Genomic DNA, 12,705 nt, shown 5'->3' on the forward strand with positions numbered 1-12,705 from the left:
AAGAACCAGACGTACAACACCCCGGCCCTCTCCACCCTCTTCCTGCTCAACGAGCAGCTGACCACCACCCGACCACCACCCGACCACCACCCGACCACCGCCAGGGACCGGCATCCCGGGGTTCCGGTCCCGGGACACGGGTCCCGGGGGCACGGGTCCCGGGGGTGCCGGTCCCGGGGTGCCGGGCTCAGATCTCCTTCGCGGGCCAGTCCAGCAGCCGGGCGCCGATGACCGCCGTCTGGAGGGTGTAGCGGTGCACCGGGTCGGACGGGTCGGAGCCGGTCAGCACGTGGATGCGCTCCAGCCGGTACGTCAGCGCCCGCACACTCAGCGACAGCCGGCGTGCCGTCTCCGCCGCCACGCACCCCGAGTCGAAGTACGCCGAGAGGGTCCGCAGCAGCGGTTCGGCACCGCCCCTGGCCTTCTGGAGCGGCCCGAGCCGACTGCGCACCAGGTCCGCCATGGCCTGGCGGTCGCGGGTCAGCACGGGATAGACCAGCAGATCGGCCGCGTGCAGCACCGGATCGTCGAGCGCCATGCGCCGGGCGAGTTCGTGAGCCTCCAGCGCTTCGTCGTACGACTGGACGACACCGCCCGGTCCGTGGTGCGAGCGGCCGATGGCGACCTGCCCGCCACCGGTCGCCGAGTGGGACTGCTGGGCGAAGTGGAGCAGCACCTCCGGCCGACTGCCCGGCGCGACGCAGACCAGACGCCCGTCCTTGGTCGTCAGCAGGATCTCCCGCCCGCTGAACCGGGCCAGCATCGCCGCCTCCACGCCGCGCGGGACCACGTCCGTCTCGGTGTACGCCTCCGGGCCCACGGCCACCGCGACCGCGTGCGCCCGCGAGAGGTGCAGCCCGAACCGGGTGGACCGCTCCGCGAGACGGCCGAGGTCGCTGCGCCCGTAGAGCAGGTCGTCGATGAACTCGCGTCGGGCCGCCTCCTCACGACGCACCGTCAGCCGCTGCGCTCCCTCGAAGCCCTCGGCGAAAGCGTCGACGGACTGTTCCACCGCGTACAGCACCGCGTCCGTCGTGCCCGTGGCCCCCCGGACCGCGCACGGCCAGTGCGCGCGGGTCTGGGCAAGATGGAGGGCGATCAGTTCGCGCAGCCGGAACCCGGATTCCGCGGCTGCCCGGCCCAGTTCGCGTCGCTCCTCCAGCTCCTTGTGCGTCAGCCGTCTCCCCGTCCCGGCCACCTCCTCCAGGACGCGGACGTAGTTTCCCAGCACCTCGATGGGTATGCGCGGCTCCGCCATCGGCCCTTTCCCCTCCCGTGATTCCCGTACGTATATGTAACCCACAACCGTCCATGCCGCGGCCCGGCAAGTCCCTCGCTCCAGGACTGCCGGAATCCGGCAGTGTGTGGGCACCCCTCCGGATGGCACGATCCGTACCGCACCACACGGGGGAACGACCAGGTGACAACGGGGGTGCGGACGGGGGAACGGCCCGGCGACCGGGTCCCGCCAAGGGACCCGGTACCGGGTTCCCCCTCTCCGCCCGCTTCCCGGCCCCTGCGCGCACGGGCGGGCGCCTCGGCTCCCGGACCCGCCCAGGGCGTGTTCCGAAAGTCCCGCCTGGACCCGACAGGAGCAAGGCATGCTGGGTTTCGTGTCCCCCCTACCCCAGCAGCCGCAGCGCCCCCCTCGCCCGCCGGTATCCGGCCACATGGTGGTCTGCGGAGACGACGCACTCGCCCGGCGACTCGCGGTGGAACTGCGTTACGTCTACGGGGAACGCGTCACCCTGATCCTTCCGCCCGGTCCGGACACCGCTCAGCCCGACCTCCCGATGAACCAACGGGCGCGCGCCTCGGCCCTGTTCGGCAGGATGTCGGCGGCGATGAGCCGCAACGGCGCCGGTTCGGCACCCCTGGACGGCGTCGGGTCGAGCGACAGCGACACCAACGCCGGGGTGGAGCCCGTCCTCATCCTGGAAGCGGCGGAACCCTCCGACGACGCCCTGGAGGAGGCGGGCGTCGACCGTGCCGCCGCACTCGCCCTCGTCTACGAGGACGACGAACGCAACATCCGGGCCGCGCTCACCGCCCGACGCCTCAACCCCCGGCTGCGGCTGGTGATCCGGCTCTACAACCGCAAGCTCGGCCTCCACCTGGAGACACTGCTCGACCAGGCTGCGGCCGTCGCCGCACCCGGGCTCGACCCGGCCGCGCTGGACGCGAGCACCACGGTCCTCTCCGACGCCGACACGGTCGCCCCGGCCCTCGCCGCCACCGCGCTGACCGGCAGCAGCAAGGTCGTCCAGGCCGAGGGGCTGCTGCTGCGGGCGGTCGAACGCACCCCGCCCGGCCCCGGGGAGCGCGCCGACCCGGGGCTCTGCACCCTCGCCCTCCTCTCGTCCACCACCGTCGACCCGGCCGGCGCCGAAGGTTCCGACAGCAGCGGCGACGAAGGACCGCGACTGCTGCCCGACGAACGGTCCGTGGCGGCGGCGACCGGACGCGGCACCGTCGTCCTGGAGACCGTCAGGCGGTCGGTCCCGGACCGGCCCGCCGTCCGGATGGGCGGCAGGGGCGCCCCGCTGAGCCAGGTGTTCTCGCGACGGCTGCGCTGGTCGGCGCTGGGGGTCGCGGCAGCGGTCGTCGGCCTGGCCGTGGCCTCGGTACGGACGACCGGCGACAGCGCGGCGCACTCCGTGTATCTGACCCTGCTCGACCTCGTCGCCATGGGAGACCCCGCCGAGGACACTGCCCCCTCCGCGCGCAAGATCATCCAGCTGCTGTCGGGGGTGGCCGGGCTCCTGCTGCTGCCGCTGCTGATCGCGGCGGTGCTGGAGGCGTTCGGGACCCTGCGCACCGCCTCCTCGCTGCGCCGCCCGCCCCGCGGCCTCTCCGGCCACGTGGTCCTGCTCGGCCTGGGCAAGATCGGCACACGGGTCCTCGTACGGCTCCGCGAGCTCGGCATCCCGGTCGTCGTCGTGGAGGAGGACCCGAACGCCCGGGGCATCCCGGTGGCCCGCTCCCTGCACGTACCGACCGTCATCGGCGACGTCACCCAAGAAGGCGTACTGGAAGCGGCGAAGATCGGCCGGGCCCGCGCACTGCTCGCCCTGACCAGCCGCGACACGACCAACCTCGAAGCGACGCTCTACGCCCGGTCGATCAAACCCGACCTGCGGGTGGCGCTCCGGCTCTACGACGACGACTTCGCGACCATCGTCTACCGCACCCTGCGCACCGCCCACCCGCAGGCCACCACCCGCTCCCGGTCGGTGACCCACCTGGCCGCCCCCTCCTTCGCCGTGGCGATGATGGGCCGGCAGATCCTCGGAGCCGTCCCGGTCGAGCGGAAGGTCATGCTGTTCGCCGCACTGGTGGTGGGCGGACATCCGCAGCTGGAGGGCCACACCGTCGCCCAGGCGTTCCGGGCCGGTGCCTGGCGGGTGCTGGCCCTGGACACCACCCCGCTCGGCGACCGGGTACCCGATCTGGCCGCCGCGCCCCCCTACGACACCCGAGGGAGACAGCAGCGCGTCTCCGGGCTGATCTGGGATCTCCCGCCGGGGTACGTACTCAAGGCCGAGGACCGAGTGGTGATCGCCGCGACCCGGCGTGGGCTGGCCGAGCTGCTCCGCCGACAGCGCTCGACGGCCGGACGGCGCTGAACAGTCGCGGAAAACAGAGCCCGAGCCCGGCCGGAAGCCGTCCCGTTTCACGTGAAACATGGGCACACCCGGACGGACGCTCGCTCCCCAGGGCCCCTCACCCGTTCGGCCCAAGAACGCTCCCCGCCGATTTCCCCCTCATGCACTAATGGGCCGTGTTGTCCCATCCGGCACGACCGCAGGAGAAGGAGAGGCGCATGCCTGTCTGCACCACGCGCGACGGAGTCGAGATCTTCTACAAGGACTGGGGGCAGGGGCGGCCCGTGGTCTTCATCCACGGCTGGCCGCTGAACGGCGACGCCTGGCAGGACCAGCTCAAGGCGGTCGCGGACGCCGGCTACCGCGGCATCGCCCACGACCGCCGGGGCCACGGCCGTTCCACCCCGGTGTGGGACGGCTACGACTTCGACACCTTCGCCGACGACCTCGACGACCTGATCACCCAGCTCGACCTGCGGGACGTCACCCTCGTCGCGCACTCCATGGGAGGCGGCGAGCTGGCCCGGTACATCGGCCGGCACGGCACCGGGCGGATCAGGTCCGCCGTCCTGCTCTCGGCGATCCCGCCGCTGATGCTCCAGGGGCCGGACAACCCGGAGGGCGTTCCGCAGAGCGTCTTCGACGACATCAAGAAGGGCATCCTGACGGAACGCTCGCAGTTCTGGAAGGACACCGCGGTCGGTTTCCACTCCGCCAACCGCGAGGGAACCAAAGTCACCCAGGGCAACAAGGACGCCTTCTGGTACATGGCCATGGCCGAGACCATCGAAGGCGGGGTCGCCTGCGTCGACGCCTTCGCCTCCACGGACTTCCACGAGGACCTGAAGAAGTTCGACGTCCCCACCCTCGTCGTGCACGGCGACGACGACCAGGTCGTCCCGATCGACGCCACCGGCCGCAAGACGGCGAAGCTGGTGAAGGACGCCACGCTGAAGGTCTACGAGGGCGGCTCGCACGGCATCGCGCTGGTGCCGGGCGACAAGGAGAAGTTCAACAAGGACCTGCTGGACTTCCTCAAGAGGTGAACCGGGCTCCGGACCGGGAGCGGCCGGAACGGAGGGGCTACGGCTACCGCAGCGTCCCCATCGCCTCCCGGACCTCGTCCAGGGTGCGTTCGGCGATCTCGTTCGCGCGCGCGTTCCCGGCCCGCAGCACGGACCGCACGTACTCCATGTCCCGCGCATACTCGGCGCGTCGGGCCCGGACGGGTGCGAGCCGGGTGTTGACGGCCTCCGTCACGGTCCGCTTGAGCACGGCCGCACCGCCGTCACCGATCTCCTCGGCGACCTCGTACGGGTCGCGGTCCTCGCAGAGCGCGGCGAGCAGCACGAGGTTGGAGACGGCGGGGCGGTTCCCGGGGTCGTAGGAGATGTTCCGGTCGGTGTCGGTCTTCGCACCCTTGATCAGCCGGGCGGTCTCGTCGGCGGTCGCGCCGAGGGCGATGGCGTTGCCGCGGCTCTTGCTCATCTTCCCGCCGTCCGTGCCGAGCAGGAGCGGGGCGGCGGAGAGCAGCGCGTCGGGCTGCGGGAAGACCGGCGCGTACCGCTCGCCGAAGCGGCGGGCGATGGTCCGGGTGAGTTCCAGGTGCGGCAACTGGTCCTGGCCCACCGGGACGAGGTTGCCCTTGCAGAAGAGGATGTCGGCGGCCTGGTGGACGGGGTACGTGTACATCAGGCCGCTCACCGCGGCCTGGCGGGAGTGGGCGATCTCGTCCTTGACCGTGGGGTTGCGGCCCAGTTCGGCCACCGAGACCAGGCTGAGGAAGGGCAGCAGCAACTGGTTCAGGGCGGGCACGGCGCTGTGGTTGAAAATCGTCGAACGCGCCGGGTCGATACCGATGGCGAGGTAGTCGAGGAGCAGGCCCTCCATCGTCCCGGCGAGCCGGTCGACCACGTCCCGGTCGGTCAGCGCCTGGTAGTCGGGGATCAGCACGAAGACCTCCACGCCCAGGTCCTGGAGCCGGACCCGGTTGTGGAGGGTGCCGAAGTAGTGCCCGAGGTGGAGAGGACCGGTCGGCCGGTCCCCGGTCACCACACGGAAGCGACCGGGCCCGGCGGCGATCTCCCGCTCCAGATCGGCGCTGCGCCGGAGCGCGGTGGTCACGGCGGACGCCGGAAGCGGGGAGGCGGCGGACGTGCGGTCGGCCGGGGCGGGGCTCGTGAGCGGCAAAGACGTGGTCATGGGATCTCTCCTCGCGAGGTGTGACTGCGTGGAGGACGGCCCCGCCGGTCGAGCTGATCCATGTCCCTGCCGCACACGCTGTGCGCGCTACGGGCGCCGTACGCGGGAACAGAGAAGGGCCGTCCATGTCGAACGGCCCTGGTTCCGCGCGGAAGGGGTGCCGCTCCTAGGAGGAGCGCCACCAGTTCCGGCACGGTACGGAGGTCATGGGCCGAGTGTAACGCGCACCCTCCGCGCCTCCCGGGGAACACGACCCTGGGCGCCCCGGGAAGGACGCTGCTCTCCCCTTCGCGAAACGGGTGGCGTCCCGCACCCCCGTCACTCCGACACTGGCCGTATGAACAGGACTTCGCAGGCGCGCTCGTTCGACCGCGCCGCCGCCACGTACGCCGCCCACCGCCCCTCCTACCCTCCGGCGCTGCTCGACGCGGTGGAGGAGCTCGGCAGCCGCCCCCTCCTGGGCGCGGCGGTCGCCGACGTCGGAGCCGGTACGGGGCTGGCGACGGCACTCCTGCGGGGCCGGGGCGCGCACGTCGTCGCCGTCGAGCCCGGCGCGGGGATGGCCTCGGAATTCCGCCGTCGGCTGCCCGACGTGCCTTTGGTGCGCGGTGACGGCGACCGGCTGCCGCTGGCCTCCGCCTCGCTCGATCTCCTCACCTACGCGCAGTCCTGGCACTGGACCGATCCGGCGGCCTCCGTCCCGGAGGCACTGCGGGTACTTCGCCCCGGCGGCACTCTCGCGCTCTGGTGGAACGACTCGGACGCCGCCGTCCCTTGGATCGCCGCCCAGGACGCCCGTCTGCGCCGGCTCTTCGGTGCCCCGGACCGCCCTCATGACCCCCGGGCCCGGTTCCGCGGGCTGCCGGCCCGCCCCGGCTTCGTCCACCGGCAGCTGAAGTGGGCCCGGCGGGTCCCCCTCGACACCCATCTGGCCAACCTCGCCAGCTACTCCGACTTCCTCGTCCTCGGCAAGGAGGGCACGGATGCCTTCCTCGCCGAGGAACGAGAGATCCTGACCGCCGCCTTCCCCGACCTGAGCATCGAGGAGCGGTACGTGGTCAGCCTGGCCGTCGCCCGGCGCTGACCCGGCGCGTATGCCCCCGGTACGCCGACGCGTCCCGACGGCCCGCCCCGCCCGCGTACGCACCCGTGCGGTCCCGGCCGCAGGCCCGGACGGCCGTCCCGCCGGGGCTCCGGCCACGTGATGTCCAAAGCGGAATAGCCAGGGAGGGGTCCCCGTTGTAGGGTGGGACCAGTTAGTTCAAGCTTCAACAACATTGAAGCGACACAGCACAGGAGGCGGGCGTCATGCAGTTCGGGATCTTCACCGTCGGGGACGTCACCACCGATCCGACGACCGGCCGGACTCCGTCCGAGAACGAGCGGATCAAGGCGACCCTCGCCATCGCGCAGAAGGCCGAGGAAGTCGGCCTGGACGTCTTCGCGACCGGCGAGCACCACAACCCCCCGTTCGTCCCGTCGTCGCCGACCACGACGCTCGCCTACATCGCCGCCCGCACCGAGAAGCTCATCCTCTCGACCTCCACCACGCTGATCACGACGAACGACCCGGTGAAGATCGCCGAGGACTACGCCACCCTCCAGCACCTCGCGGACGGCCGCGTCGACCTCATGATGGGCCGCGGCAACACCGGCCCGGTCTACCCGTGGTTCGGCAAGGACATCCGCCAGGGCATCCCGCTCGCCATCGAGAACTACGCCCTGCTGCACAAGCTGTGGCGCGAGGACGTCGTGGACTGGGAGGGGAAGTTCCGTACTCCGCTGCAGTCCTTCACCGCCACCCCGCGCCCGCTCGACGGCGTGCCGCCGTTCGTCTGGCACGGCTCGATCCGCTCCCCCGAGATCGCCGAGCAGGCCGCGTACTACGGCGACGGCTTCTTCCACAACAACATCTTCTGGCCGATGTCCCACACCAAGAAGATGGTCGAGCTCTACCGGCAGCGGTACGCCCACTACGGCCACGGCACCCCCGACCAGGCCATCGTCGGACTCGGCGGCCAGGTGTTCATGGCCAAGAACTCCCAGGACGCCGTCAAGCAGTTCCGCCCGTACTTCGACAACGCCCCGGTCTACGGCCACGGCCCGACGCTGGAGGACTTCACCCGCGAGACGCCGCTGACCGTCGGCTCCCCGCAGGAGGTCATCGAGCGCACCCTGTCCTTCCGTGACGCCGTCGGCGACTACCAGCGCCAGCTGTTCCTGATGGACCACGCCGGGCTCCCGCTCAAGACCGTCCTGGAGCAGCTCGACATCCTCGGCGAGGAGGTCGTCCCGGTGCTCCGCAAGGAGTTCGCCGCCCTGCGCCCCGCCGGAGTCCCGGACGCCCCCGTCCACCCGGCCGTCACCGCCGCCCGTACCGCCTCGAAGGAGGTCTGACCGTCATGACGGAGCACGCCGGCCCCATCGGCTTCACCACCGCCCCGCTCCGGATCGTCGCCGTGTCGGCCGGTCTGAGCCAGCCGTCCTCGACCCGGATGCTGGCCGACCGGCTGGCCTCGGCCGCGCGGGAGCAGTTGGAGACGGGACAGGACCGCCAGGTCGAGGTGCGCCTGATCGAGCTGCGGGACCTGGCCGTCGACATCGCGAAGAACCTGATCACCGGGTTCCCCTCGGGCGACCTGCGGGAAGCCGTCGACGCGGTGACCGAGGCGGACGGCCTGATCGCGGTGACCCCCGTGTTCAGCGCCTCGTACAGCGGTCTCTTCAAGTCGTTCTTCGACCTGATCGAGAACACCGCGCTGACCGGAAAGCCGGTCGTGATCGCCGCGACCGGCGGCTCGGCCCGGCACTCGCTGGTCCTGGAACACGCCATGCGCCCGCTCTTCGCCTACCTGCGGGCCGTGACCGTACCGACGTCGGTGTACGCGGCGTCGGAGGACTGGGGCTCGTCCGGCGACGAGTACACCGACGGCCTGCCGTCCCGCATCAGGCGGGCCGGCGGCGAGCTGGCCTCGGCCGTCCTGGGCCGTACCGTCTCCGGCGCCTCCAGGTCGCTGGGCCTGGACGACGGGCTGGACGCGATCGTGCCGTTCGCGCAGCAGCTCGCGGACCTGCGGTTCGACTGATCCGGGCGGCGCTCCCCCGCGGTACCGCGTCGCACGGACACGCGCACGCGGACACCACCCCTGACGTCCTAAATGTCCGGTCTGCTGAGAGTGTGGACCGGACATCGGATCGAGCGGCATCGAGCGGGAGGCAGAACATGGGCAGGATCGTCGTAGGCGTGGACGGCTCGGCGTCGTCGATCAAGGCACTGCACTGGGCGGTGCGCCAGGGCGAGCTGACCGGCGACACCGTCGAAGCCGTCAACAGCTGGGAGTACCCCGCCACCAGCTGGGCCTCGCTGATGCCGGGCATGCCGGAGGACTTCGACCCGCAGGCCCTGGCGACGGTCTCCCTCACGGAGGCCCTGGAAGAAGCCCTCGGCGCGGAGCGCGCGGCGGGGATCAGCAAGATCGTGGTGATCGGCAACCCGGCCCAGAACCTCATCGACCGGGCGCAGGGCGCGAACCTGCTGGTGGTCGGCGCACGGGGGTACAGCGGATTCAAGGCGACCCTGCTGGGCTCGGTCAGCCTCCACGTCACCCAGAACGCCCCTTGCCCGGTGACCGTCGTACGCGACTGAGGGCGACGGGCGCGAGCGGCGATGAGGGCGGCCCCGCGGCGGGGCCGCCCTCATCGCTGCTCGTCGGCCAGGCTCACGAAGGCCGTGCTCACCTCAGGCCGGGCTCACCTCAGGCCGGGCTCATCGAGCCGTGCTCACTGGAGACTCTCGCCGGTCCGGTCGTTCCGACGGCCGATGCGGCGCCGGCCCGCGCTTCCCTCGCCGGTGGGGGGCCCGTCGGTGATCCGGTGGGCGGTCCTGTCGGTGGCACGGTAGATCGTCCCGCCGGTGGTGCGGTCGGTGGTCCTCTCCTCCGGCCAGTCCTCCCGCGCGTAGAAGAAGTAGTACATGGCGAGCCCCACCGGGACGCCGACCACCAGACCGAGGATGGTCGAGCGCAGCACGCTGGTGTCGGTCAGACTCACCAGGAACCCGATCGCGCACGCCGTCAGGGCCCCGTAGGCCACCGCCCGCACCTCGCGCGGGATCACGTACTGGAACCGGGCCAGGGCGAAACAGAGCACGGCGAGCGCGACGCCGGAGGCGAAGCCCAGCGCCACCTGACCGCCCGTGCTCGGGCCGCCGTCACGCCGGATGAACGCGGCGTAGAAGCCGTAGATGACGCCCAGGAGCACAGGCACCGCCCAGGCCATCGCGGTGTGGTGGTGGGCCGGTGTCCGGGCACGCGGTGCCCGGGTCCCCGACCCGGCGGGTGTGGCTGCGTGTGTGGCCATGGCGGAGAGCTCCTTCCGTCGCCCCCTTTTCACTCCAGCGCACACCCGGCCGCGCCACCCGGCAACTCGAATGGACGACGGCCCGGGGCGCGACACCGGCCGCCGGGATTCCCTGAGGAGATGCGGACCTCTCTCGTCGCGACCCTGTCGGCCGTGCTGCTCGTCCTGCTCGCCGTCCTGGTGCCGCTGAGCGCGCTCTCCGCCTGGGTCGACCTGGAGATCGACGACACCGACCGGTACGTGGCCGCCGTCTCCCCGCTCTCCTCGGACCCCGCGGTGCGCGAGACCGTCGCCGACCTCATCACCGACGAAGCGATGAAGCAGATCGACCTGGGCACGCTCCAGGACGCGATGCGGGACTTCCTGCACCAGGGCGTGCTGTCGTTCACCACGACGGACGCGTTCCGTTCGGCGTGGGACGCGGCGAACCGCACCGCCCACGAGTCGATCACGGCCGCGCTCGACGGGGACTCCGGCGAGGCGGTGACCATCGACCTGGCCCCGGTGATCGAGCAGGTGAAGAAGGAGCTGGAGGACAACGGGGTGCCCTTCGCCGACCAGATCCCCGTCGAGCACACCGAACTCACCGTCCTCTCCGGGGACCGCGCCGACCACGTGCGCCAGACCTTCGGCTGGCTGCGGTACGCCAGCGTCTGGCCGGCCGTGGCCACCCTGGTCCTCCTCGTCCTGGTGGTGGGGCTGGCGACCGTCCGGGGCGGCCGGCGGGCCGGCCTCTTCGCCACCGCCGTCGTGGGCGGCGGACTCGTCCTGGGCGCGGTCGTGCTGCGGGTCCTGATCGCCGTGGGCCGCTCCGAAATGCTGGACACCGTGCCGGAGAGCGACCGGGACGGTGCGGCGGCGATCTCCGACGCGCTGACCGCGTCGCTGCGCACCACGGTCTGGTGGCTCTTGGGGGTGGGCGCCCTGCTGCTGGTGGCCGGCGTCGTCGCCCGGTACCTGCTGACGTCGCGCCGTACTCCCTGACGTGGCAGCGGCCCGGCCGGCTCCGGACCGCCCAGCGGCCGGGGCCCGCCCTCCGACGTGCGGCGGGGAACGGGCCGGGCGAGAGTAGGAGCCTGAACGCCGGGGGTGCCTGGGAGGTTGCCGTATGCGTGCCGTCGCCGTCACCGCGTTCCCCGGGGAGGCCGCGCTCGTCGAACTTCCCAAGCCCGATCCGGAACCGGGCGAGGTGCGGGTACGGGTCGAGTACGCGGCCCTCAACCCGTACGACTGGCAGCGCGCCGACGACCCGGTGGCCGCCACCTCCCCCCAGGGCTTCCCGTACGTGCTCGGGCTGGACTTCGCCGGCCGGGTGGAGACGGTCGGCCGCGGCCCCAGCCGTTTCCGGGTGGGTGACCCGGTGTTCGGCCGGGTCACCCACCCGCTGCCCGGCGGGGGCGCCTACGCCGAGTACGTCTCGGTGCACCAGGACTCGCCGATCGCCGTGGTCCCGACCGGGCTGTCGCTCAAGGTCGCCGCCGCGCTGCCGACCGCCGGGACGGCCGCCTGCCAGATCCTGGCCGCCACCGGTGCCGGTGAAGGCGAGTCCCTGCTCATCGTCGGAGCCGCAGGCGGCGTCGGCAGCTACCTCACCCAGCTCGCCGCCGCCCGGGGCGTACACGTGCTCGCCGCCGTGCGCGGCGACGAGCGGCGCAGGATGGCCATCCTCGGTGCCACCCGCACCCTGGACGTCTCCGCCGGACCGGAATCGCTCCCCGCCGCCGTACGGGAGCTGTGCCCACACGGGGTGGACGCCCTCGTCGACCTCGTCTCCGAGACCCCGGAGGCCTTCGCCGCACACGCCGCACTCGTGCGGGAGGGCGGCGTCGTCCTCACCACCCGTGGCGCCTCCGGCGGCGCCGGAAACCGTACGCGGCGCACCGGCCCACCGCCCGTCGACTTCCGGCTCGCACCGTCCGCCCTCCTGCTCGACGCCCTCGCGGCAGCGGTGACCAGCGGGGCGTTCGTCGTCCCCATCGACATCGAACTGCCCTTGGAGAAGGCCCCCGAGGCGCTCGCCCAGAACCGCGCGGGCGGCGCCCGGGGCAAGACGGTCTTCGCCCTGGGGCCCAGCGGCGCCGGACACCACCACCGGTGACCCGCTCGCTCCGGCACCCGCTCCGGCATCCGCGGCTCTGCCCGGTCCGCTCCCACTCGCCCCGTCCGGAAGGAACCCCCGTGCCCGACAACGACATCCTCGCGAACATCGACGAACTCGTCGCCGAGGAACGGTCCCTGCGCGACCGGTCCACCGCCGCCCTCGGCCTGTCCGCGGAGGAGAAGATCAGGTTGCGTACGGTGGAGGTCCAACTCGATCAGTGCTGGGATCTGTTGCGGCAACGCCGCGCCCTCAGCGAGTACGGCGACGATCCCTCGAAGGCCCGGGTACGCCCGGCCGACGAGGTGGAGGGGTACCAGAGCTGAGCCGCACCGGGACCGCACCACCCGCCCCGGAGTAGTGGCTCCCGGCCAGCATGTACGTCAGGAAGGTCGCCGCCCCCGCGATGACCCCGGACGGGATCGCGTACCGCATCACCCG

Annotated in this window: 11 protein-coding genes and 1 pseudogene; 9 read left to right on the forward strand and 3 right to left on the reverse strand. The window is 72.2% G+C overall.

Annotated elements, in window-relative coordinates; translation table 11 throughout:
• Nucleotides 1-187 precede the first annotated feature (187 nt).
• Nucleotides 188-1,258 (reverse strand): PucR family transcriptional regulator, encoded by a 1,071-nt coding sequence (locus ACWD3D_RS23660; RefSeq protein WP_451462814.1) that lies wholly within the window; start codon nucleotides 1,256-1,258, stop codon nucleotides 188-190.
• 343 nt (nucleotides 1,259-1,601) lie between these two features.
• On the opposite strand from ACWD3D_RS23660, the gene ACWD3D_RS23665 reads away from it, so the two are divergent.
• A complete protein-coding gene (locus ACWD3D_RS23665) occupies nucleotides 1,602-3,626 on the forward strand; it encodes an NAD-binding protein (protein ID WP_451462815.1) in 2,025 nt (674 codons plus the stop codon).
• Between the two features lie 197 nt (nucleotides 3,627-3,823).
• A complete protein-coding gene (locus ACWD3D_RS23670) occupies nucleotides 3,824-4,651 on the forward strand; it encodes an alpha/beta fold hydrolase (protein ID WP_451462816.1) in 828 nt (275 codons plus the stop codon).
• A 43-nt stretch (nucleotides 4,652-4,694) separates the two neighbouring features.
• Here ACWD3D_RS23670 and trpS read toward each other — a convergent pair whose 3' ends face one another.
• Nucleotides 4,695-5,807, reverse strand: coding sequence for a tryptophan--tRNA ligase (gene trpS / locus ACWD3D_RS23675; protein ID WP_451462817.1), 1,113 nt, complete (start codon nucleotides 5,805-5,807; stop codon nucleotides 4,695-4,697).
• 337 nt (nucleotides 5,808-6,144) lie between these two features.
• Between trpS and ACWD3D_RS23680 the strand changes: the two genes are divergently transcribed.
• The 4 genes from ACWD3D_RS23680 (at nucleotide 6,145) to ACWD3D_RS23695 (ending at nucleotide 9,453) form a co-directional block, all read left to right on the forward strand.
• Nucleotides 6,145-6,891: a class I SAM-dependent methyltransferase gene (locus ACWD3D_RS23680; RefSeq protein ID WP_451462818.1), complete on the forward strand. Its 747-nt coding sequence runs from the start codon at nucleotides 6,145-6,147 to the stop codon at nucleotides 6,889-6,891.
• A gap of 224 nt (nucleotides 6,892-7,115) precedes the next feature.
• Nucleotides 7,116-8,204, forward strand: a complete 1,089-nt coding sequence (locus ACWD3D_RS23685) for an LLM class flavin-dependent oxidoreductase (protein WP_451462819.1) — start codon at nucleotides 7,116-7,118, stop codon at nucleotides 8,202-8,204.
• Nucleotides 8,205-8,209: 5 nt separating this feature from the next.
• Entirely contained in the window at nucleotides 8,210-8,893 is a 684-nt protein-coding gene (locus ACWD3D_RS23690) for an FMN reductase (RefSeq protein ID WP_451462820.1), read from the forward strand.
• A 137-nt stretch (nucleotides 8,894-9,030) separates the two neighbouring features.
• Nucleotides 9,031-9,453 (forward strand): universal stress protein, encoded by a 423-nt coding sequence (locus tag ACWD3D_RS23695; RefSeq protein ID WP_451462821.1) that lies wholly within the window; start codon nucleotides 9,031-9,033, stop codon nucleotides 9,451-9,453.
• 302 nt (nucleotides 9,454-9,755) lie between these two features.
• Here the strand turns inward: ACWD3D_RS23695 and ACWD3D_RS23700 are convergent.
• Nucleotides 9,756-10,166 (reverse strand): annotated as a pseudogene (locus tag ACWD3D_RS23700) (hypothetical protein); the annotation flags it as partial.
• Between the two features lie 120 nt (nucleotides 10,167-10,286).
• Here ACWD3D_RS23700 and ACWD3D_RS23705 point away from each other — a divergent pair.
• The 3 genes from ACWD3D_RS23705 (at nucleotide 10,287) to ACWD3D_RS23715 (ending at nucleotide 12,590) form a co-directional block, all read left to right on the forward strand.
• Nucleotides 10,287-11,150 carry a hypothetical protein gene (locus tag ACWD3D_RS23705; protein ID WP_451462822.1) on the forward strand — a complete coding sequence of 288 codons (864 nt, stop codon included), beginning with the start codon at nucleotides 10,287-10,289 and terminating at the stop codon, nucleotides 11,148-11,150.
• A gap of 124 nt (nucleotides 11,151-11,274) precedes the next feature.
• A complete protein-coding gene (locus ACWD3D_RS23710) occupies nucleotides 11,275-12,264 on the forward strand; it encodes an NADP-dependent oxidoreductase (RefSeq protein ID WP_451462823.1) in 990 nt (329 codons plus the stop codon).
• 80 nt (nucleotides 12,265-12,344) lie between these two features.
• Nucleotides 12,345-12,590, forward strand: coding sequence for a DUF2630 family protein (locus ACWD3D_RS23715; RefSeq protein ID WP_451462824.1), 246 nt, complete (start codon nucleotides 12,345-12,347; stop codon nucleotides 12,588-12,590).
• Nucleotides 12,591-12,705: the final 115 nt, after the last annotated feature.

The organism is Streptomyces sp. NPDC002690 (assembly GCF_053592415.1).